Raw genomic sequence first — 22,177 nt, forward strand, 5'->3', positions numbered from 1 at the left:
GTAAAAATGGTAAAAGTCAAATCTTATGCTAATATTGCGATTGTAAAATACTGGGGAAAAAAAGATGCAGCAAAAATGATACCTTCCACAAGCAGCATTTCTCTTACCCTTAACGATATGTTCACAGAAACAGAGATGGAATTTATAAATAATGAAGATATTAAAATTGCAGTTGAAAAAGAGATAAAAAGCGAAAATTGTAAAGATAAATATTCAGACATGGCAGATTTATTTTATTTGAATGGAGAATTGCAGGATAGTGTACATACAGAAAAGATTAGCAAAGTTGTGGATTTGTTTAGGGAAAATAGAAGTCAGAAGGTAAAAATTTCTACAACCAATAATATGCCAACAGCTGCGGGACTTTCTTCCAGTTCGAGTGGTTTATCGGCTGTAATAAAGGCTTGTAATGAACTTTTTGGAAAAAACTATACACAATCTGAACTTGCACAAATTTCAAAATTTGGTTCAGGATCTTCTTCGAGAAGCTTTTTTGGACCTATTGCTGCTTGGGACAAGGATACTGGAGAAATTTATGAGGTAAGGACAGATTTGAAACTGGCGATGATTGTGCTTGTGCTGAATGAAAATAAAAAGGAAATTTCAAGCCGAAATGGAATGGAACTTTGTGCAAAAACTTCGACATATTTTGACGAGTGGGTAAAACAGTCGGAAATTGACTTTATAAATATGAAAAAATATCTTGCTGAAAATGATTTTGAAAAAGTAGGAACTTTGACAGAAGAGAATGCTCTTAGAATGCACAAGACAACTGAAACTGCAAATCCTCCGTTTACATATTTTAATGAAAAAACTTATGAAGCAATGGATTTTGTAAAAAATTTGAGAAATAATGGGGAGAAATGTTATTTTACAATGGATGCGGGGCCTAATGTGAAGGTACTTTGTCTGGAAGAGGATTTGGAAAAATTAGCAGAAATTTTTGAAGAAAAGTATAAAATTATTGTGAGCAGGACTGTGAAATTATAATTGTGAAAATTATAGTAAAACTGCTTTAAAACAAAACTCAAAAGTTATGACTATTTTACTCAAACCCTAAATTTATATAATTTTTAGTAGTTTAATTTTAAGTAGGTTTGAGTATAATTTGAAATTGAAAATAAAAAATTATGATAATTCCTAAAATTGTTTGATTTTATCAGTTTAATATTGAAAGAGTTAAGATATATTTTGGAAAGGATTTTGAATAATGGATAAATCAAGAAAATTTGACATAGTTATAGGCATATTATTTGGAATTATGACAATAATTTTAATTCATTTATTTTTTAGTAATAACATATTTTTTATGTGGGCATTTCAGCGGCATCATAATATACTAAGCTGGTATATTAGACCACTATTTATTATTCCAATAATCTGGAGTGCATACAAAAAGATGTTTTCAGGAATTTCAATTTCTATTTTTCTTCTATTTACGAGTATGTTCTGGTTTCCAAAGCCAAATATAACTAATCCTGAAATTGTAAAATTTTTAAATTTTGAAGCAAATTATTTGAAAAGTGGATGGACAATAGATAAAATTGCCCTGCTTTTTATTGTTATAATTTTTTTGGTTTTTATAATAGTTTCAACTTGGACAAAAAACTGGAAATTACTTTTATTAATTTTAATAGCAACTGCAATTCTTAAAATATTTAACAGCTATCTTTTAACTGGCAAGAGTGCATTGTCAATGTTAAAGCCTGCAATTGCTGGATTAATTGTCTGTGTGATAGCTGTATTTGTCTTAAAAAAGAAAAACTAATGAAAAAGGGGGAAGAAGAAGCAAATATGAAAAAAATATTCTCAATTATTGTAGGATTAATCTTAATATCTACAATAACAAGTTGTCAAAATGATAAAAAAATTATTGAAAATGATTTAAAAAATTTAATAGAATTCACTCGAAACGGAGGTTATAAATCATTAAATAATGATAAAATGGCTACTATAACATTTGAAGCAATTGATGAAGGATATAAAAAAATGTCCTATAAAATTAATAAAACAAAAAAAGAAAATAAAAATAAAATTATTGTAAATATTACTATAAAATATCCTGATTTATCAGAAGCAATAGAAATATTTAAAAAGAAAATATTAGAAGAAAGACAAAGACTTTTGCAATCACCAAACCCTACTGTGAGGTCAGAAGATGAAGTGATAAAATTGACTACGCAATTTTTAAAAGAATCTGTAAATGAAAAATTGGATGATCCTAATCTAAGATATTTTGAAGAAACTTTTGATATTGTTTATTTAAAACATAACAATAATTGGGAAATGCAAGAAAGTCCACAATTCAGCAAAGCAATGTTCTTTAATTTGCAGTTTAACTCACTTACTCAAAATTAAAGGTTTTTAAGGTAAAAACTTAAAATTTTACAATAAAAATAAAAAAATAACATAGAAAAAGGAGGAGAAATTGTGGGATATATAAAAATACTTGATGAAAAAGTATCAAATATTATTGCCGCTGGGGAAGTTGTGGAAAATCCAGCTTCGATGATTAAGGAGATGATTGAGAACTCGCTGGATGCGAAGGCTACAATGATAAAAATTGAAGTTTTCAAATCTGGAACGGATGTTAAAGTAAGTGATAATGGAATTGGGATGGATAAGGACGACACACTTTTGTCGGTGGAGCGGCATGCTACTTCTAAAATTAAGGAAAAGGAAGATGTTTTTAACTTAAATACTTATGGGTTTCGAGGAGAGGCTTTGTCGTCTATTGCGGCGGTGTCTAAACTTACGATTACTACACGTTCTGAAAATAGTCCTGTAGGATACAAAATTGGCTGTTATGGCGGAGTTGTGAGAAAGTTTGAGGAAGTTTCGAGAAATATCGGTACAGAAATGGAAGTCAGGGATTTATTTTACAATACGCCTGCCAGACGGAAATTTTTACGCAAAATGTCAACAGAATATGGTAAAATTAGAGATATTGTACTAAAGGAAGCACTTTCAAACAGTAATGTGGCATTTTCTCTGGAACTAGATGGAAAAAGCACAATAAAAACAAGTGGAAAAGGTATTGAAAACGCAATTCTTGAATTATTTGGAAAGTCTGTTTTGAGAAATTTGAAAAAATTTGAATATGGATATTTAGGTAACGTAGAAATTTTACGAAGTTCAAAGGATTTTATGTTTACTTTTGTAAATAACCGATATGTAAAGTCAGCAACTATTGAACGTGCTGTTATAGATGGCTATTACACTAAATTAATGAAGGGAAAATATCCATTTGCAATTATTTTTTACAATACTGATCCAAAGGAAATAGATGTAAATGTTCACCCATCCAAAAAAATAATAAAATTCTCAAATGATAAAATTGTTTATAATGAAATAAAATCAGCAATTGATGACTTTTTTTATTATAACGACAGGGAAAACTGGCAACCTAATATTGACCTGATAAAGAAAAATATTAACATTAACGAGAATGTTGCTGTGGAAAACGATGACTTGTTTTCTGACGATATTTTAAAAGGGGAAAATCAAAAAGTTATAAGTTTGGAAACTTTTGATGGAAAGATTTTAGAAAATACTAAAAATTCAAATGAGAAAGATAATTTTTCAGCGGATGATTTTAATAAAAATGATAGAAATTCTGAGTTTTCTGATAATTCCGAAAATATTACATACAATACTTTTTCAAGTGATGAAAATTTTGTAAATAATAAAAATGAAAATAGCTCAAAACTTGATGAAATATGGAATAAAATGAATGAAAATTCAAATAAAATTGTGGAAAATAATGTGGAAAACTTTGAAATTGAAGATAAATTTCAGACAAAAAAATCGGAACATAGTAGCAATTTTGAAAATTACAAAAATTCTGGTAAATACAGAAATTTTGATATTATAAATGAAAATACTGCAGATGAATCCCATTATAAAGTTGGAACGTTTGAAAAGCATGTTGGAAAGCAGTTTCATTATGATATTCTGGGGCAGATTTTTGATACATATATTCTTGTTCGCAGAGATGATGAACTGGAAATTTATGATCAGCATATTATTCACGAAAGAATTTTGTATGAAGAGCTAAAAGACAAGTTCTATAATAAGAAACTAGAGTCACAGCATTTATTATTGCCTCTGAAAATGGAGATTACAGGAATTGAAAAAAATATTATTTTTGAAAATATTGAAATTTTTAGAGATTTTGGATTTGATATTGACGAATTTTCAGAAGATGAAATTGTGATTCGTGCAGTGCCTGCCTTTGACTTTCGGGATAGCATTGAAAATGTGTTTTTACAGCTGATTATGGATTTGAAAAATGAAGTTGAAATTAAGGATTTACGAGAAAATATTATTATTTCGATGTCGTGCAAAGGAGCCGTGAAGGCTGGACAGAAACTTGATATATTTGAAATGCAGAATATGGTTCGAAGAATTCATGAAGTTGGGAAGTATACATGTCCACATGGGCGTCCAATTATTGTAAAACTTTCCAGAAACGATCTAGATAAAATGTTTGGCAGAAGAAAATAAGGGTAAAAATTGAGAAAATTTAGTAAAAAATTGAAAAAACTTTTGACAATAAGGAAAAAATATGATAAGAATTAATGTAGTGTGTATTGGAAAAATAAAAGATAGATACATAAAAGAGGGAATAGCTGAGTTTTCAAAAAGGTTGTCAAAATACATAAAACTCGATATTACTGAACTGGCTGAAGAAGATGATAACAAGGGGATTGAAAATGCAATAAATTCAGAAACTGAAAGAATAATAACTGCTATTTCAAAAAAAACTTATTCATACAATATTTTGCTCGATTTAAATGGAAAAATGCTGTCTTCTGAAGAAATGGCAGATAAAATCGAAAAAATTTCCATAACAAACAGTGAAATTAATTTTATAATAGGCGGATCTAACGGAGTAAATGACAACTTGCGAAAAATTGTAGACTTTAGACTATGTTTTTCACCAATGACATTTCCACATCAGCTTATGCGATTAATTTTGACAGAGCAAATATACAGATGGATTTCAATTAATAATAATATAAAATATCATAAATAATGGAGGAAAAATATGTATTCTGCTGGGGAAGAATTTGAAAGAATTAACAACGAAGGAGATGTAGAAGGTTATACTTGCCTTTCCAATGTTACGGTAGGAGATAAGGAATATTTAGTTTGTGATGATGAAACTGGGGAAAAGAAAGTGTTTTATTATGACAGTATTGAAGAGGAACTGTATGATTTAGATGAGGATGAAGAAGATCAGGTGTTGGAAATATGGAATGATGAATATTACGGCTCTGACAAGGATTATATGTATTGGAATGAAGATTTTGGGGAATATGATAAAGATGAAAATGTGGATGGAGAATATGATGAAAGAAACTTTGACGCATTAGAAGACGAAGATGATGAAAATGATTTTTTTGGCAATGAAGACGAAGATGACGAGGATTTATCTGAGTTCTTAGATGATTTCTTTGATGATGATGATGAATAAAAAATAAACTAAAGGAATGAAATGAAAATAAGAATAAAAAGTTCGGATAGCTTTGAACAAAATTATGAAAAATTATTTAAACTGGAAAAAATGATAAATCTTGAAGAAAAAAAAGAATATCATTATAAAGACGAATATGGAAACTGTAAAATTATTGATAAAGGTGATTTTATAGAGATTTTTCGCTATGGGCAAATCAATTCCAAGCAAATATTTAAAAATAATAAAAATACTTTATTTACCTATATTACAAAGCAATTTCATGGAAAATATGAGATTTTTACAAAAAAATTTGAAAAAGAAAATGGAAAAATAACACTGGAATATGATATAATACATAGTAATGAAATAATAAACAGTATAAATTTAGAAGTACAATTTATAGATATTTAAGCAGGAGCATCAATCGCCATGCCCTTACATCCCCAATCTACACAAAACTTTCTTATAAAAATATTACTTTAAATTAGAAATATTTTGATTTTTGGGGAATGAAATCTATTATTTAGATTTTATTTTTTAAATCTAAATAGTAGAAAGATAAAGATATAAATACATTTATTTCATAATAAAAAAGCAGAAAGGAAAAATGAATGAGTAATCAAAACCACAATGATAATGGTATTATAAAAGAAAAATTAAAAAAAGTAGAAGAACTAAAAGAAATAGGCATTGAGCCGTATGGACGAAAATATGAAAAATTAAATGATATTGCAGAAATAAATCAATACGATGAAACTTGTGATAAAGTATTTAAAACAGCTGGAAGAATCGTTGCCTTTAGAAGAATGGGAAAAAATGGATTTGGACAAATTCAGGATCCAACTGGGAAAATTCAGTATTATGTAAAAAAAGATGAAGTTGGAGAAGAACAATACGAAATTTATAAAAAAATGGGACTTGGAGATTTTATTGGACTTGAAGGGAAACTTTTTAGAACTAATACTGGAGAATTGACTTTAAGAGTAGATTCTTTTGAAGTATTATCTAAAAATGTACGTCCACTTCCAGAAAAATTTCATGGGTTAACTAACATTGAAACTCGTTATAGACAAAGATACGTGGATCTTGTAATGAACAGGGAAGTTATGGATACTATGAAAAAAAGATTCCAAATTATAAGATTTTTTAGAAGCTATCTTGAAAAACAAGGATTTACAGAAGTGGAAACGCCAATGATGCACCCAGTTGCTGGAGGAGCTACAGCAAGACCATTTGTAACACACCATAATGCACTTGATATGGAGCTGTTTTTGAGAATAGCACCTGAATTATACTTAAAAAGACTTCTTGTAGGTGGATTTGAAAAAGTATTTGAAATAAACAGAAGTTTTAGAAATGAAGGAATTTCAATAAAACATAATCCAGAATTTACAATGATGGAACTATATCAAGCTTATGCTGATTTTAATGATATGATGGACTTGACAGAAGATTTGATTTCAAGCTTAACATTTGAGCTTCATGGTAAATATGAGATTGAATATGAAGATAAGACTATTAATATTGCAAAACCTTGGAGACGTATTACAATGAAGGACATTGTAAAAGAAACAACTGGATTTGATTTTGATACTGTTAGCAGCGATGAAGATGCGATAAATAAAGCAAAAGAAATGAATATTCCACTAGAAAAGGACAGAACTTATACAAAATATGGAATTTTAAACTTGATATTTGAGGAAAAAGTGGAGGGAACTTTATTAAATCCGACTTTTATTACTGAATATCCAAAAGAAATTTCTCCACTTTCAAAAAACCAAAAAGGTGAAACTGAATGGGTAGATAGATTTGAGTTATTCATTTCAGGAAGAGAATTTGCCAATGCTTATTCAGAATTAAATGATCCGAGAGATCAGAAGGAAAGATTTGAAGAACAGGTAAAATTAAAAGAAGCTGGAGATGATGAAGCACAAGGGATGGATTTAGACTATATCCGTGCCTTAGAATATGGAATGCCGCCAGCTGGAGGACTTGGAATAGGAATCGACAGATTAGTTATGCTGCAGACAAATTCTGCTTCAATTAGAGATGTTATTTTATTCCCAACTTTAAGAAAAGAAGACATTGAATTATAATTTTTAAATACACTCGAACTCCTTTATAATTTTGGAGTTTGAGTCTTTTTTTATAACATCTAATACTATCTTATAGTAAAACTATTTTAAAACCAAACTCAAAAGTTAGGACTATTTCACTTAAACCCTAAATTTATATAATTTTTAGTAGTTTAATTTTAAATAGGTTTGAGTATATATATAAAATCTGATTAAATTTATTTGCTTATAAATTTTTTATTCTGTCTTTTCTAGATTTTTTTTGGCTAAAATGATAAAATATATTATAAAAACAAATTTTAGAATCCTAAGATTCTTTAACAAGAGAGAGAGTGTGTAAAATGTATAAAATATTCAAAGATGTAGAGTATAAAATACTCAAAGATTCAAAAAAATTTGAAATAAAAGGTATTGAGTATGATTCACGAAAAATAAAAAAAGATTTTGTGTTTGTGGCAATGTCTGGAAGTGAAACAGATGGGCATAATTTTATTCAAAAGGCAATCGACAATGGTGCAAAAATGATTATTGCAGAAAAAAATATAAATATAGCAACATACAAAAATGCTGACGATGTAACTTTTATTTTAGTAGAAGATATACGAAAAAAACTAGGAATAATTGCTTCAAATTATTATGACTATCCACAAAATAAAATAAAAATCATAGGAATTACAGGAACAAATGGAAAAACTACATCAAGTTTTATTTTAGAAAATATTTTGGAAAAGACAGCTAGAATAGGGACAAATGGAAACCGTATTTTAGATGAAGAATTTGACGCAGTGAATACGACTCCTGAATCACTAGAATTAATCAAGTTGATTGATAAAAGCGTAAAAAAAGGTGCTGATTACTTTATAATGGAAGTTAGTTCACATGCTTTGGAAATTGGGCGTGTAGATATGCTTCAATTTGATTCTGCAATATTTACGAATTTGACACAAGATCACTTGGATTTCCACAAAACAATGGAAAATTATTTTAATGCAAAGAAAAAAATATTTTCTATGTTAAGAAAAGATAAAAAAAATAATGGTACAGGGGTAATTAATATTGATGATGAACACGGGGAAAAAATTTATTCTGAAATGAAAGGCAACAATTCTATTTCAATAAGTGTAAGAAACGAAAAAGCTGATATTTGGGGAGATATTCTAAACTATACAAATAATGGAATGAAAGTAAAAATAAATTTGAAAAATTATTTTGAAAAAACTAATCCTTTTCTTAAAAACATAAACGAAGAGTGTAAAGAAGAATTTAAATTTGAAGTTGATTTAGTTGGAGAATATAATTTATCCAATATTCTTGGTTGTGTTGCTTCTGCTTTATCACTTGGCATTGAAATGGACTGTATCGTAAAAAAATTAGAAAAAATGTCTTCAGTATCAGGAAGATTTGAAACAATAAAAAACGATTTGGAAGTAAGAATAGTAGTTGATTTTGCACATACAGATGATGGTCTTTTAAATGTTGGAAAAACTTTGAAACAAATCACAGATAATCGTGTAATAACAATATTTGGTGCAGGCGGTGATAGAGATCACGAAAAACGTCCAAAAATGGCAAAAGCTGCTGCGAAATTCAGTGATTTTATTATTTTAACTTCAGACAATCCACGTACAGAAAATCCTGTCAATATTTTAGCAGACATAGAAAAAGGACTTATTGAAGAAAAATACCCATTTGGTAAATACTTAATTATAGCTGATAGAAAAAGAGCAATAAAACATGGAATGAAACTACTTCAAAAAGGCGATAGTCTATTAATTGCAGGAAAAGGACACGAAACTTATCAAATCATCGGAACTGAAAAAACACATTTTGATGATAGGGAAGTTGTGAGAAATATTTTGGACGAAATGAAATAATTTAACATAATAAGTTACTCTTAATTTTTAACTTATTCTTGAAATTATTTAAAATCAAAGTAATAAAAAATTATAATTAATAAAAACCCCTTAAAACCTATATTTCTATTATAAATAATATTACAGGTTACAAGGGGTGTTTTCATTATATATCTAATTTTTAGTAGAAATCGCATCCACATCATACTGTTTTCCTAGCTCAACTTGAGAATTATTCTTCAAGTCATAATAAGCCGCAACTCCTATCATAGCCGCATTATCAGTACAATATTCCATTTTGGGAAAATGAACTGCGATTTGTTCGTTTTTGTCAGTTTTAATATTTGTAAATTCTGAAAATTTCTCACGAAGCCTTTTGTTGGCAGAAACGCCACCTGCAACGAGTATAGTTTTCACATCTTTTTCCTTTACAGCCATCAATATTTTATCATACAAAACATTTACAATAATTTCCTGAAGAGATTTTGCAATATCTTCTTTTGAAATAGCATTACCCTTCATCTTTTGATTATTTACATAATTAGTTATAAAAGTTTTTATTCCACTAAAACTGAAGTTGTAGCCGTCAACTTTTGGTTTTTTTATTTTTAAAATATCTTCTCCATTTATTGACAATTTATCTATATGCGGTCCTCCTGGATATTCTAATCCCAATATTCTTGCAATTTTGTCATAAGTTTCTCCAACAGCATCGTCTAATGTTTCGCCAAGCAAATCAGTAATTATTTTTTCATTTTCTTCGTAAATATAATACAAGTTTGTATGTCCGCCTGATACAACTAGTGATATTGCAGGTAATTTTACATCGTTATCAATAAAACTTGAGAAAATATGCCCATTAATGTGATTTACTGGAAGTAGTGGAATATTGTTGCCATAACTCAAGGATTTTGCAAACATTAAGCCTACGAGCAAGGAACCGATAAGTCCAGGAGTGTTTGTTACAGCGATGTAATCAATATCGCTTAATTGACAATTTGCTTTTTCCAGAGCTTCAGTAAATACTGGTAAAATATTCTCAATGTGATGCCGTGAGGCAATTTCAGGAACTACCCCTCCAAATTCCTTATGAATATCAATTTGAGTGGAAATAATATTGCTTAAAATCTTTTTTCCATCCTCTACAACTGCAACAGAAGTTTCATCGCAGGATGTTTCAAATGCAAGTATTTTCATGATTTTCTCTCTTTCTTCTTTTTGTTTTTCATTTTTTTCTTCAATTTTTAATTGTCATATTCCTTAACAATTTTGTCAAATACAGTTTTTACTGAAATTCCCGTCATACAATCTGCATATTTCTTAGGAAATTTGTCATCTCCATAAAGTGAATGCGACGGACAGTTTGGATTATTTAGCAAAAATGTACTTTTTTCAAAGGAAAATAATTTTGGATCAGTTGGTCCAAAAAATACAAAAGTTTTGGCTTTTACAGCTCTTGCTATATGAAAAGGACCTGAATCATTTACAACAGCGATTTTTGAATATTTTAATAATATTCCACTTTCCTTAAAAGAAATTTTCCCGCACAAATCAATCACTCGTCCGTCTTCATCAGCTTTTACAACATTTGCATCTTCTTTTCCACCAATCACAAAAATTCTCAACTTTTCATTATTTTTTACAAATTTACTTTCATTTTCAAGAATCATTTTTGCCAGTTCATCATAATAAGGCCACTTTTTCGTAAATTTAGAAGCTCCTGGAGCTAATACAAAATAACTTCCGTCTTTCAAATTATATTTTTTTACAAACTCTTCTTCTATTTTTTTATCAATATAAAATTCCAGATTATCTCCAAATCCATTTTTCATATTTTTATTAGAAAAACTTATTCCCAGTTTTTTTAACGCCGTAAAATAACTCTCAACAATTGTACAATCTGCATTATATGTAATAAGTTTTGCTTTTACAAGTATAGTTTTCCACCATTTCCTCTTTTTATATCGGCAATACTTAGTATTCTTACTTTGAAGGCTTTTTCCAATAATTCTGGAAAGAAATTTTGAATGTAAATCAATAACATAGTCATAATTCTCTTTTTTCAGCTTGCCTATCATATCTTTTATATAATTTCTATCCTTACTTTTCTTTTTATCAAAAATTACCAAATTTCTAATTTCAGGATTTAAGGAAATTGCCTCAAAAAAAGTATTGTAAACTATAAAATCTATTACAGCTTCTGGATATTTCTCCTTAATTGTTCTTATTATCGGAGTTGTAAGCACCACATCTCCAAATGAACTAAATCTTATTATTAATATTTTCATATTTTCCCTTTTCTAAAATAAATTTTCTTTTTTTATTTTTCTTCATTCAATTTTACAAGTGTTCAAATATATAGTAAAACCGATTTAAAACTGAACTCAAAAGTTATGATTATTCTACTCAAACCTTAAATTTATATAATTTTTAGTAGTTTAATTTTAAATAGGTTTGAATATATTTTATAATTTATAACCATTATAAGTCAAGTATTTTTATTTACGAATAAAAAAGAGCATTCATAAAAATCCTGCCCTCTTTATCCTAACTAACTTATTTTAATGCTGCTTTTGCCTTTTGAAATAAATCTTGTACAAATTCTCCCTTATCAGTATCAATTCCTGAAATTGTCACAGTTCCTGGTATTCCACTTGTATAAGGGTAGATGTTATAAGTCCAGCCGTTTTTTCTAGTAATTTCACGGATGTTCTTATTTTCTGAAGCAGCCACTTCTGTAACTTCCAATTGCCCTTTGTATTTATTTTTTTCAAATACTTTTAAAAGGCTCAAAAGTGCAGATTCATCGTGTTTTTCTATAATAAATTCGACTTTATTTGTGCCTGAAAGATTTTTGTACATCTGTTTTGCAAAATCTCCATCCTTTTTCAGCTTAAAAAGAAGATTTGCAAGCCCTCCACGATTTACTGTTCCACTTATCACTGGGTTTTCATAATTGTCATTAATAACTCCAATTACAACTTTATCTAAAGCTGAAAACGATAGTGTTCCAAAAATAATAAATAACATCAAAATTAATTTTTTCATTCTAATTTTCTCCTTTTTTATTTTTTTATTTCTAAATCTATTTTTTATCTTCTTCTGCCCTTCATAAATCCTCCACCAAGTCCTGGAATACCCCCACTATTAAACATTTTCATCATCTGTTTCATTTGCTCAAACTGTTTTATTAATTTATTTACGTCATTTACCTGAACTCCGCTTCCTTTGGCAATTCTCATTTTACGGCTTCCGTTTTTTAGAAGTTTTGGATCACGTCTTTCCTGAACTGTCATTGAAAAAATGATTGCTTCAACCTTTTTCATTTCCTTTTCAGCCATTCCCATGTCAATCATGCTAGTGTCAACTCCAGGTATCATTTTCATAATTCCAGCAATTGATCCCATTTTTCTTATCATCTTAAACTGCTTTAAAAAATCTTCAAAATCAAATTGATTTTTTCTAAATTTTTCTTCCATTTTCTTGGCTTCTTTTTCATCAATAGCTTCCTGTGCCTTTTCTACGAGCGAAACAACATCTCCCATTCCAAGAATACGCGAAGCAAGCCTATCTGGGTGAAATGGTGCGATGTCATCCAGTTTTTCACCTTCACTTATAAATTTAATTGGTTTTCCTGCAACTTCCTTTACTGAAAGAGCAGCTCCTCCCCGAGTATCTCCGTCCAGTTTTGTAAGCACGACTCCAGTAATATCAAGCTGTTCATTAAATTCCTTTGCTACATTAACCGCATCCTGTCCTGTCATTCCATCAACAACAAGCAAAATTTCATTTGGATTAAAACTATCCTTTATGTCTTGCAATTCACTCATAAGCTGCTCATCAATGTGCAATCTTCCAGCAGTATCAATAATCACATAAGTAGCATGCTCAGTTTTTGAAGCCTCAATCCCTTGTTTTACAATCTCCAATGCATCTGTACTTTCATCAATTGTAAATACAGGAACTTTCACTTGCTCTCCTAACACTTTCAATTGCTTTTTCGCAGCAGGTCTATAAACATCTGCTCCTATCAAAAATGGCTTTTCCCCTTTCGATTTCAAATGCTTTGCCAATTTTCCAGAAAATGTAGTTTTTCCAGCTCCTTGAAGTCCAGAAAGCATTACAATCGTTGGATTTTTATCAGCTTTAGCAATCGAAACATTTGAACCTCCAAGCACTTCCACAAGTTCATCATTTACAATTTTTACAAATTGCTGCGTAGGATTAACTCCGCTAATAACCTGTTCTCCCAATGCCTTTTCTCGAATCTTTGCTACAAAGTTTTTAGCCACGCTGTAATTTACATCTGCTTCAAGCAATGCCAGTCTTACTTCCCTCAAAGCTTCTTTCATATTATTTTCAGTCAATTTCCCTTGTCCACTGACTTTTTTAAATATATCTTTAAATCTATCTCCTAAATTATTAAACATTATTAATTTTTCTCCTTATTTATATATTTTTTACTATATATTTTTTTAATTTTCGTGATTATAGGATAACATATTATGGGGGAAAAAACAAGATGATTATACATAGTAAATTTTTTAATACTAATTCTAGTTCTAGAGTACAATTCCCCTTTTAAAACAAAAAAAGAAGCAGAATCTTAAAAATCCCACTTCAAAATACATTAAGTTTCAAAAAAATTACATCATATTTATAGGATCTACATCAATTGTTACCCTAACTTTCTTTTCTCTTTCTCGAAATTTGCCTACACATTTTTTTATGATTTTTTTAATTTTTAAGATATTTTCTCTTTCAAATTTAAAAAATATCTGGTATCTGTATCTGCCGTTTATTTTGTAAATTGGGGATTTGAAAGCGTCTGAGATAAAATCATTTGAAGTCAAGTTCATTGCTGCATTTACATTTCTTATAATTTCTTCACGCAAAATTTTGGCTTTTTCCGTTACCAGATTTTCCTCCGTTGCCGAAATTACCAAAATTACAATTCTTCCAAAAGGCGGATAATTCAGCATTTTTCGCATAATCATCTCGTTTTTGTAATAGCCTTCATAATCACTTTCAATAGTTTTCTTTATTACATCATTTTCGCCATTAAAAGTCTGAATAATCACTTCCCCATCCTTTTCTCCACGTCCGGCACGCCCTGAAGCCTGTGTCAGCAGCTGAAAAGTCTTTTCTGAGGCCCGAAAGTCTGGAAAATTCAGGATTATGTCCGCATTAATTACTCCGACTAATGTTACGTTTGAAAAATGCAGTCCCTTTGCGATAATCTGCGTTCCGAGCATTATGTCGTATTTGTGATTTTTAAAGTCGTTGTAGGCTTTTTCATAATTTTGCTTTGTTTTTATGCTTTCAGAGTCTACTCTCACAATTCTTGCCGATGGAAACGCCGTCGCCAGTTCCTCTTCAATTTTTTCAGTTCCAGCCCCAATTTGTCTCATTTTATGTCCGCCACATTCATCACACGTGTTGTCAAAGCGTTTTTCATATCCACAGTAATGGCATTTGAGACGATTATCATATTTATAATAGTTTAAAGAAATACTACAGTTCGGACAAGTTGGAATATTTCCACAATCCTTGCATTTAAGCAAATTTGAAAACGCCTTTCTGTTCAAAATCAAGATAACCTGCTCATTTTTTTGTAAAGTCTGAGAAATCCTATCTAGCAATTCTTCTGAAAAATTTTCTGTTGTTTCATTCAAATCCACAATTTTAAATTTTGGCAGTTTAGCATTCTTATACCTTTTTGTCAGCTCAATTAATTCAATATCACCCTGCTGTGCCTGATAATAAGTTTCAAAAGATGGAGTTGCTGAACCTAAAATCACTTTTATCTTTTCACTTTTTACAATTTCAGCTTCTTCCAAATTAACATTTTTCTCTAATTCATTATTTTTTTCAAGTTTTTCATCTTTTTTCAAATTTTCGTTTTGCAAAAATACCCTTTTTATCGCCACATTTTTTACGTGATACCGTGGATTATTCTCCTGCTTATAGGTATTTTCATGCTCCTCATCCACAATAATATATTTCAAGTTCTGAACAGGTGCAAAAACCGCCGATCTTGCTCCAATCACAATTTTCTTTTCTCCATTTCGTATAAAAGTCCATTCTTCCCGCTTTTCCTTGTCTGTAAGTTTACTGTGAAGAATAGCCACTTCATTGTGAAATTCCTCCTCAAGCCTTTGTATCATCTGAACCGTAAGTGAAATTTCAGGCACTAGGAAAATACTGCCAAACCCTTGTTTCAAGGCTTCCTTTATCAAGTTAATATAAATTTCCGTCTTCCCTGAGCCAGTTATCCCCTTTAACAGAAAAATCTGATTTTCACTATTTTTTATCGTATCCACAGCCTTTTGCTGCTCATCATTCAAAATAATTTCCTTTTCTACAATTTCACTTTTTTCTTTTTCTCTTTTTGAAATTTTAGAATTTAAAATAACTTTCTTTTCAATGGAAATAACCTTTTCATTTACCGCCTGTTCCACAATTTCACTGGAAAAATTCTTTTTCAAAGTTGCGATGGTAACTTCCTGACGTTTTTTCATATATTTATTAAATTTTTTTATTTCCTCAATTTTTTCCACTTCCAAAGTTTCATTATTTTCCGAAAATTCCTTTTGGAAAATGGCTTTTTTGGAATAACTTAATTTCAACGCTCCTGGATAAACTGCCTTTATTACGTTGTAATAATCACTTATGTAATAATTTTTTATCCACCTTATAAGCTGCATAATATCGGATGGAATGGATAAAACTGGGGCGGCATCCTTAATTTTTTTCACTTTTGAAATATCAAACTGAATCTGATTTTCATTAACAATTGCTACAATAAGCCCCATTTTATCCTTATTTATAAAATTGACAATGCACCATTGCCCAATTTCATACTTCTCTTCCGATTTATATGTGTATATTCCCTGATTATTCTCCACATAAATTTCATAATAATACATTTTTACCCCTTAACATTTCTTCCTCAATTAATTTTTATAAAAAATACTTTTATTCCAGCATTATCTGTATCTTCGTATGCTTATCGAGTTTAGTCCCTTTTTCAGGAAATTGTGATACAACCGCTCCACTTCCAGTAATTTCGTACTGAGCAAACTTCCCTTGCGGATAAATTGATAAAAACTCTCTCAAACTAATTCCAGTTAAATCAGGCATAATATTTTTATCAAAATCCTGCTTTATCTTTCCTAAGTCCTTTTTCTTTTCCTGCTGAACAACTTCAGTAATTTTTTCTGGAGTTTTTACCTTCCCATTTGGTTTTATTCTCTTATACTCAATTAATTTTTCCAATACTCTTCTTACTGAAGGTAAGGCAACTTGAGCTCCATAATATTTTCCACCTTTAGGTTCACTAATTGTTATCAATATAGCATATTTAGGCTTATCTGCTGGAAAAAATGCAAAAAACGAACTAATATGTCTATTTCCATATCCACCTTTTTCTGCTTTTTGAGCAGTTCCTGTTTTTCCACCAACACGATAGCCAGGTATATATGCTCCTCCACTAGTTCCACGATTTACACTCGCTTCCATGTATCTTCTATTTAATCTTGATGCTTCATCACTAAATACTTTTCTTATCATAACAGGATTATTTTGCTTTATTATATTTCCCTTATTGTCTTCTATTCTGTCCACTAAATAAGGCTTTATTAATTTACCATTGTTTATAACTGTATTTAATGCTGTTATCATTTGAATTTGTGTTACTGCAATTCCTTGTCCAAAAGATATATTAGCTCTTCTTACTTCATCTTTTAAAGTTTTAAATTCACGAAGTTTTTGTGTTGCTTCAAAATATGTATCTACATTTGTTTTTCCACCTAGTCCAATGTCTATTAAATAACGATAAAAAGTATTTTTATCAATCTTTTCCTGTATTTTTACCATTGCTACGTTTCCAGAATGTGCAATTATATCTGCTAAACCTAAATTTCCAATCGTTGAACTATCGTGATCTCTTATTATTCTATCATATACTCGAATAAAACCAGGTGAATAAATTTTTGTATTTTCATTAATCACTTTTGTATCCAGTCCTATTGCAACAGTTATAGGCTTAAATATTGAACCTGGCTCAAAAAAATCAACAATTGTCCTATTTTTTATAGTTGACTTATCTTCAGCCTTTGGATACGAAGACATTGCCAATATTTTTCCTGTTTCTACTTCTATTAAAATTCCCATTGTTGAAGTTGCACTATGTTCTATATATGCCTTTTGAAGCTCGTCATCAAGATTATACTGCATAACACTGTCAAGCGTAAGCACAAGATTTTGTCCTTCAACAGCTGGTTTTGCTTCATTTTTATTTTTTACTTTTACAATTTCTAAAAATGGCTTTGGTATTCTAAGTCTTGGCTCAACTCCCATTTCTCCAGCAAGTTGTTCATCATAGTATTTTTCAATCCCATAAACACCTTTATTCTCATTGTTTACAAATCCAAGTGTTTCCTGAAAAGCCTCACTCTGCACATAATTTCTTGTAAAAACCGTTTCAAATACTATTCCTTTAAACCGTCTTTTATACTTTTCTTTTTTTTGTTTAATAGCCTCATTTTTATCATTATCAATTTCTGACTCAATTTCTATTTTTGTTCTATATGAAATTTTATCATCTATTTTTAAATATTGCCTACCTGCCTTTTTTTTCTCCAAATACTCAAGTTTATATTTTTGAATATCCAAAGATTCAATATATCTTTTTAACATATCTAGCAATGTATCAATACTTTCCTCATCAATCAAAGTTGGATCTAGTATAACAAAATAATCCTCATTATCATATGCCAAAATTTGCCCATCACTCGTGGATATTTTACCTCTTTTAGCTTTTCTATATGTTTTGTAAGAATATTTTTTTTCTGAATCTTCTCTTATCTTTTGTCCACCTTTTGTTTGAAGATAATAAACTCTTGCAATTAAGGCTGCAAATCCTATAATTGTAAAAAGAAATATCAATACAAATCGTCCGTTAAATGTGTTAAAATATTTAAACAGTTTTTTACAAATTTTTTGTAACTTCTGTTTTCTCCTATTTTCTTCCATATTTGACTTTGCTCTGTCAATAATACTACTTTTTTTATTACCCTTTTTCATTTTTCTCCTACTTTAACCAATATTAACCTTCCAGTCTTGCTAAAATCATTTCATTAATCATTTGCGGATTAGCCTTGCCTTTAGACAATCTCATTGACTGTCCCACAAGATATTTTAACGCATTGCTCTTTCCAGCCTTGTAATCTTCCACAGACTGAGGATTTTCAGCCAGTACCTGCTCTACAATCTTTTCAATTTCGCTATTATCTGTAATTTGCACAAGCCCTTTTTCCTTTACGATAATTTCAGGATCTTTATTTTCTGAAAGCAATATTTCAAACACATCTTTTGCAATTTTTGAACTAATCGTATTAGCTTTTATCAATTTAATTAATTTTCCAATATTTTCAGGCTCAACAGAAAACTCCTCAATAGAAATATTTTTTTCTTTTAGCACACGTAAAATTTCTGTCAATACCCAGTTTGCCGCAAGTCTTGCATCATCCGAAACTTTTACAACTTCCTCATAATATCCAGCCAGTTCCTGCTCTGATGAAAGAGTAGCTGCTTCCATTTCATTCAATTTATACTCATTAATAAATCTTTTTGCCTTCTCATCTGCAAATTCAGGCATTTCATCCTTCACATTTGAAAGTCTTGACTCAGTAATGATAATCGCTGGCAAGTCAGGCTCTGGAAAATATCTGTAGTCCATCGCTTCCTCTTTGCTTCTCATCGGCTTTGTAACTGCGTTTTCCTCATCCCAAAGCCTTGTTTCCTGAACTACACGCCCTCCACTTTCAAGCACTTCAATTTGTCTGTTTGTTTCATACTCAATCGCCTTCACAACCGCCTTAAACGAGTTTAAGTTCTTAGTTTCCGTTCTAGTCCCAAGTTTTGTTTCACCTTTTTTTCTAACAGAAACATTAGCATCGCATCTAAGTGATCCAAGTTCCATACTTACATCACTGACTTTTGTATATTTCAGCCTATCCTTCAATGTATTCAAATAAGCATATGCTTCCTCAGCATTTTTTATCTCAGGCTTTGAAATAATCTCGATTAACGGTACAGAGGCCCTATTATAATTTAGCAAAGTTTCAGAAGCCGTATGAATACTTTTCGCCGTATCTTCCTCAATCTGTATTCTTTCAATCCCGACACTTGCCTCTTTTCCACTATTCGTCGTAATTTCCAAAACTCCATTTTCAGCATAAGGCTTAAAAAACTGTGTTATTTGATAATTTTTTGGCGAATCAGGATAAAAATAATTTTTTCTATCAAAATAACTCTCCCTGTTTATCTCACACCCAAGTGCAAGTGCCGCCTTTATCGCATAATCCAGCACCTTTTCATTCAACTTCGGCAAAGCCCCAGGCTGCCCTGTACAAATAGGACATACCGCAGTATTAGGCTCTTTATTATCATAATCCGCATCACAAGAACACCATACTTTCGTATTCGTTTTCAATTGACAATGCACTTCCAGTCCAATGACTGTTTCATATTCCATACTCATTTTTTATTTATTCCCTTCTTCAAATTTTGTATTTTTCCTATTCCTGCTTTCATTTAAAATTTTTAATATTTGTGAGAAATTTTATTCTCTTTTCAACTTCTCAACTTTTTCTGAATATTCATTTATCATTTCATTTACTTCATTATTTTTTCCAGTTTCAATTTTTGTTATTATAACTTTTGTATTTTTAGAAATATCTTCTAACTTTTGTAGCATGTTTTTAAATTCTTCATTACTTGTATTTTCTTGCGACAATTTTGAAGCATCTAATTTTCTCATACCAGAAATAGTATGATCCAATGTTTTTTGAATACTTTTTAATTCATTTACATATTTTTCCTTATCATTATTTTCTATGACAAAAGGTTTAGAAGTATCAATAGATAATTTTGAACCGTAGAACTTATCTCTAAACATTTCACAAAGCAAATTTACTTTTAACTTATTGTACAATATACTCTTACCAGTTTGATCATTTAAAACACTAATTGAATTTTTCATAACAACATACATTGTCTTTCTAAATTCATGAAAAAATTTATCATATTTTTCAAGGGAATTTCTATAACTCTTTACGTATTTTTCAGATAAAACTTTCCCTTTTTCAAAATTATCTTTTTGATATTCCTTATTTTTATAATAATTTCTTATTTCATCCATACTGGCAAGTTTTTCTTCAATGGAATTAATAAATTCTTCGGTTTTTTTGATAATTCATTTTTCATATCATTCATATTTTTTCAAGATGCAGCTTGTATTGATTTTCATCGTAATCTAAAAGAAATGAATTAATTTTTTCTTCATTTGGCATAACAAAGTTGTTATTTTCATCCAAAAAATTCTGTGAATAGTTATTGTAAAAAATATCTGGAAAATTTTCTAGCCGATAAGAAGAAATTATATTCCCATATTTATTTAATAAGTTGGGATTTTCAATTAACGGATACATTATATTTTGTAACTCTTCTGTTTTTATATTTTTATTAACCATATCAACTTCTGAAATTTCACTGTAATCTTTTGAATTAATTACTTTTTTCTGCTTACCGCATCCCAACATTAATACTAATAATAATGATAAAACAATATATTTTTTTCTAAGCTTCATATTCAGATCACCTTTTATAATTTCTAATTACAGCGTTCCTATTGCTCTCTCAACAAGATAATTTCTTACTGTAAAATCTGTAATTAAGTGCATAATTTCTTTATAATCAGTTTTTTCAAATCTAGTAATTATTTCATTTAAATAAGTAGACATATTTTTCATTTCTTCTACTATTTCTTTATATTTTTCTGAATTTAAATCTTCCTTTTCAATTGTTTTTTCATCAAGTTTTTCCATGTCTTGAACAGTTTTATCCAATACCTGATGAATATTTTTTAAATTATCAATATAATTTCTATTATTTATATTAATAGTTGTACCTGCTTTAATAAATTCAAACTGAAAACTTGAAGCATAAAGCTCTTTCGTAAACATTTTCAAAAGCAGTCTTGCCTTTGCCATTTCTATTTTAGCTGGTAATCCCTTATCTTTGAAAGATTTAATATCGTTATTTGAAAGCTCTTCATCTATCTCAAAAAACAAATTATAAAGTTCCCTGTATTTTTCTCTTGTTTTTTTGTAATTAGCTAAATATTTATCATTTAGTTCTCTTCCTTTTGAAAAATTGTCAGTTTTATATTTATTTGAATTATAATACTGTTTTATTTCATCAATAATTGTTGTCTTTTCTTCTGCCAATTCTATAAATTCTTTATATTTTTCATCAATTCCATTTCCATTTTTGTCAATTCCTTTATTAAGTTCCTCTTTAATTAGCGGAATAAGACTTTTAAACTGTTCATAAACATTGCCAAATCTTTCATCAAATTTTACAAGAGAACTTTTAAATGAACTAACTTTTTCTTCATCAGCCTGAAATTCATTTTCTCCATTTATAAATGCAATCAAATATACTTCATACAAATAATCATATCCAAACATTAGTGTATACTCTTCCAAGGCAGAAGAATAATACTTGTATTTATCTTTATTACTCGTATAAAAAGCTAAAAATTTCTTTAATTTTTCATTATCCTTATTTGAAAAATCTATTTCTTTTATCCCATTGTAATCTGATTTTTCACTTTTTTTATTTTCTTCAGTTGTATTTTTATCATTTCTACAGCTTGATAAAATACAGATACTCAACATCAAAAATAGTGTTACTTTTATCTTCTTCATATTTCCTCCAAT

Annotated in this window: 19 protein-coding genes; 9 read left to right on the top strand and 10 right to left on the bottom strand. The window is 29.4% G+C overall.

Features of this window, described 5'->3' with window-relative positions:
• Positions 1 to 6: 6 nt before the first annotated feature.
• The 9 genes from mvaD (at position 7) to BQ5344_RS02810 (ending at position 9,410) form a co-directional block, all read left to right on the top strand.
• Entirely contained in the window at positions 7 to 990 is a 984-nt protein-coding gene (gene mvaD / locus BQ5344_RS02770) for a diphosphomevalonate decarboxylase (protein WP_071124070.1), read from the top strand.
• A 220-nt stretch (positions 991 to 1,210) separates the two neighbouring features.
• The gene (locus BQ5344_RS02775; RefSeq protein WP_071124071.1) at positions 1,211 to 1,768 is read left to right on the top strand and encodes a hypothetical protein; all 558 of its coding nucleotides are present in this window, start codon (positions 1,211 to 1,213) and stop codon (positions 1,766 to 1,768) included.
• On the top strand, positions 1,768 to 2,358 hold the full coding sequence (locus BQ5344_RS02780; RefSeq protein ID WP_071124072.1) for a hypothetical protein: 591 nt from the start codon (positions 1,768 to 1,770) through the stop codon (positions 2,356 to 2,358). The genes BQ5344_RS02775 and BQ5344_RS02780 overlap by 1 nt, the downstream gene beginning before the upstream one ends.
• A gap of 72 nt (positions 2,359 to 2,430) precedes the next feature.
• Positions 2,431 to 4,506, top strand: a complete 2,076-nt coding sequence (gene mutL / locus BQ5344_RS02785) for a DNA mismatch repair endonuclease MutL (protein ID WP_071124073.1) — start codon at positions 2,431 to 2,433, stop codon at positions 4,504 to 4,506.
• Between the two features lie 61 nt (positions 4,507 to 4,567).
• Positions 4,568 to 5,038 (top strand): 23S rRNA (pseudouridine(1915)-N(3))-methyltransferase RlmH, encoded by a 471-nt coding sequence (locus tag BQ5344_RS02790; RefSeq protein WP_071124074.1) that lies wholly within the window; start codon positions 4,568 to 4,570, stop codon positions 5,036 to 5,038.
• A 12-nt stretch (positions 5,039 to 5,050) separates the two neighbouring features.
• On the top strand, positions 5,051 to 5,479 hold the full coding sequence (locus tag BQ5344_RS02795; protein WP_071124075.1) for a hypothetical protein: 429 nt from the start codon (positions 5,051 to 5,053) through the stop codon (positions 5,477 to 5,479).
• A 21-nt stretch (positions 5,480 to 5,500) separates the two neighbouring features.
• Positions 5,501 to 5,872 carry a DUF1934 family protein gene (locus tag BQ5344_RS02800; RefSeq protein WP_071124076.1) on the top strand — a complete coding sequence of 124 codons (372 nt, stop codon included), beginning with the start codon at positions 5,501 to 5,503 and terminating at the stop codon, positions 5,870 to 5,872.
• A gap of 200 nt (positions 5,873 to 6,072) precedes the next feature.
• Positions 6,073 to 7,557 (top strand): lysine--tRNA ligase, encoded by a 1,485-nt coding sequence (gene lysS / locus BQ5344_RS02805; protein ID WP_071124077.1) that lies wholly within the window; start codon positions 6,073 to 6,075, stop codon positions 7,555 to 7,557.
• A 320-nt stretch (positions 7,558 to 7,877) separates the two neighbouring features.
• A complete protein-coding gene (locus BQ5344_RS02810) occupies positions 7,878 to 9,410 on the top strand; it encodes a UDP-N-acetylmuramoyl-L-alanyl-D-glutamate--2,6-diaminopimelate ligase (RefSeq protein WP_071124078.1) in 1,533 nt (510 codons plus the stop codon).
• Between the two features lie 153 nt (positions 9,411 to 9,563).
• On the opposite strand, the gene tsaD is transcribed toward BQ5344_RS02810, so the two are convergent.
• The 10 genes from tsaD to BQ5344_RS02860 form a co-directional block, all read right to left on the bottom strand.
• Positions 9,564 to 10,586 carry a tRNA (adenosine(37)-N6)-threonylcarbamoyltransferase complex transferase subunit TsaD gene (gene tsaD / locus BQ5344_RS02815; protein ID WP_071124079.1) on the bottom strand — a complete coding sequence of 341 codons (1,023 nt, stop codon included), beginning with the start codon at positions 10,584 to 10,586 and terminating at the stop codon, positions 9,564 to 9,566.
• A gap of 47 nt (positions 10,587 to 10,633) precedes the next feature.
• Positions 10,634 to 11,677, bottom strand: coding sequence for a glycosyltransferase family 9 protein (locus BQ5344_RS02820; protein ID WP_071124080.1), 1,044 nt, complete (start codon positions 11,675 to 11,677; stop codon positions 10,634 to 10,636).
• A gap of 268 nt (positions 11,678 to 11,945) precedes the next feature.
• Positions 11,946 to 12,437, bottom strand: a complete 492-nt coding sequence (locus BQ5344_RS02825; protein ID WP_071124081.1) for a hypothetical protein — start codon at positions 12,435 to 12,437, stop codon at positions 11,946 to 11,948.
• Positions 12,438 to 12,481: 44 nt separating this feature from the next.
• Positions 12,482 to 13,819 carry a signal recognition particle protein gene (ffh, locus tag BQ5344_RS02830; RefSeq protein WP_071124082.1) on the bottom strand — a complete coding sequence of 446 codons (1,338 nt, stop codon included), beginning with the start codon at positions 13,817 to 13,819 and terminating at the stop codon, positions 12,482 to 12,484.
• A 216-nt stretch (positions 13,820 to 14,035) separates the two neighbouring features.
• On the bottom strand, positions 14,036 to 16,318 hold the full coding sequence (gene priA / locus BQ5344_RS02835; RefSeq protein WP_071124083.1) for a replication restart helicase PriA: 2,283 nt from the start codon (positions 16,316 to 16,318) through the stop codon (positions 14,036 to 14,038).
• 49 nt (positions 16,319 to 16,367) lie between these two features.
• Positions 16,368 to 18,476, bottom strand: a complete 2,109-nt coding sequence (locus BQ5344_RS02840) for a penicillin-binding transpeptidase domain-containing protein (protein WP_071124084.1) — start codon at positions 18,474 to 18,476, stop codon at positions 16,368 to 16,370.
• A gap of 22 nt (positions 18,477 to 18,498) precedes the next feature.
• Positions 18,499 to 19,935 (bottom strand): Asp-tRNA(Asn)/Glu-tRNA(Gln) amidotransferase subunit GatB, encoded by a 1,437-nt coding sequence (gene gatB / locus BQ5344_RS02845; protein ID WP_071124085.1) that lies wholly within the window; start codon positions 19,933 to 19,935, stop codon positions 18,499 to 18,501.
• Positions 19,936 to 20,016: 81 nt separating this feature from the next.
• Complete coding sequence (locus tag BQ5344_RS02850) at positions 20,017 to 20,595, bottom strand: DUF3829 domain-containing protein (RefSeq protein ID WP_071124086.1); 579 nt, start codon at positions 20,593 to 20,595, stop codon at positions 20,017 to 20,019.
• Positions 20,596 to 20,665: 70 nt separating this feature from the next.
• Positions 20,666 to 21,043 carry a hypothetical protein gene (locus BQ5344_RS02855; protein ID WP_071124087.1) on the bottom strand — a complete coding sequence of 126 codons (378 nt, stop codon included), beginning with the start codon at positions 21,041 to 21,043 and terminating at the stop codon, positions 20,666 to 20,668.
• Positions 21,044 to 21,070: 27 nt separating this feature from the next.
• Positions 21,071 to 22,165 carry a DUF3829 domain-containing protein gene (locus BQ5344_RS02860; protein WP_071124088.1) on the bottom strand — a complete coding sequence of 365 codons (1,095 nt, stop codon included), beginning with the start codon at positions 22,163 to 22,165 and terminating at the stop codon, positions 21,071 to 21,073.
• Positions 22,166 to 22,177 lie beyond the last annotated feature (12 nt).

It is taken from the genome of Leptotrichia massiliensis, assembly GCF_900104625.1.
GTDB classification, from domain to species: Bacteria; Fusobacteriota; Fusobacteriia; order Fusobacteriales; family Leptotrichiaceae; genus Leptotrichia; species Leptotrichia massiliensis.

Bases quoted from the DNA above. Each gene is read 5' to 3' on its own strand.
- BQ5344_RS02780 (WP_071124072.1), top strand. From the start codon at position 1,768: ATGAAAAAGGGGGAAGAAGAAGCAAATATGAAAAAAATATTCTCAATT.
- BQ5344_RS02860 (WP_071124088.1), bottom strand. From the start codon at position 22,165: ATGAAGAAGATAAAAGTAACACTATTTTTGATGTTGAGTATCTGTATT.
- mvaD (WP_071124070.1), top strand. From the start codon at position 7: ATGGTAAAAGTCAAATCTTATGCTAATATTGCGATTGTAAAATACTGG.
- BQ5344_RS02810 (WP_071124078.1), top strand. From the start codon at position 7,878: ATGTATAAAATATTCAAAGATGTAGAGTATAAAATACTCAAAGATTCA.
- priA (WP_071124083.1), bottom strand. From the start codon at position 16,318: ATGTATTATTATGAAATTTATGTGGAGAATAATCAGGGAATATACACA.
- BQ5344_RS02840 (WP_071124084.1), bottom strand. From the start codon at position 18,476: ATGAAAAAGGGTAATAAAAAAAGTAGTATTATTGACAGAGCAAAGTCA.
- BQ5344_RS02825 (WP_071124081.1), bottom strand. From the start codon at position 12,437: ATGAAAAAATTAATTTTGATGTTATTTATTATTTTTGGAACACTATCG.
- BQ5344_RS02855 (WP_071124087.1), bottom strand. From the start codon at position 21,043: ATGAAGCTTAGAAAAAAATATATTGTTTTATCATTATTATTAGTATTA.
- BQ5344_RS02795 (WP_071124075.1), top strand. From the start codon at position 5,051: ATGTATTCTGCTGGGGAAGAATTTGAAAGAATTAACAACGAAGGAGAT.
- lysS (WP_071124077.1), top strand. From the start codon at position 6,073: ATGAGTAATCAAAACCACAATGATAATGGTATTATAAAAGAAAAATTA.
- ffh (WP_071124082.1), bottom strand. From the start codon at position 13,819: ATGTTTAATAATTTAGGAGATAGATTTAAAGATATATTTAAAAAAGTC.
- tsaD (WP_071124079.1), bottom strand. From the start codon at position 10,586: ATGAAAATACTTGCATTTGAAACATCCTGCGATGAAACTTCTGTTGCA.
- BQ5344_RS02775 (WP_071124071.1), top strand. From the start codon at position 1,211: ATGGATAAATCAAGAAAATTTGACATAGTTATAGGCATATTATTTGGA.
- BQ5344_RS02820 (WP_071124080.1), bottom strand. From the start codon at position 11,677: ATGAAAATATTAATAATAAGATTTAGTTCATTTGGAGATGTGGTGCTT.
- gatB (WP_071124085.1), bottom strand. From the start codon at position 19,935: ATGAGTATGGAATATGAAACAGTCATTGGACTGGAAGTGCATTGTCAA.
- BQ5344_RS02800 (WP_071124076.1), top strand. From the start codon at position 5,501: ATGAAAATAAGAATAAAAAGTTCGGATAGCTTTGAACAAAATTATGAA.
- BQ5344_RS02790 (WP_071124074.1), top strand. From the start codon at position 4,568: ATGATAAGAATTAATGTAGTGTGTATTGGAAAAATAAAAGATAGATAC.
- BQ5344_RS02850 (WP_071124086.1), bottom strand. From the start codon at position 20,595: ATGGATGAAATAAGAAATTATTATAAAAATAAGGAATATCAAAAAGAT.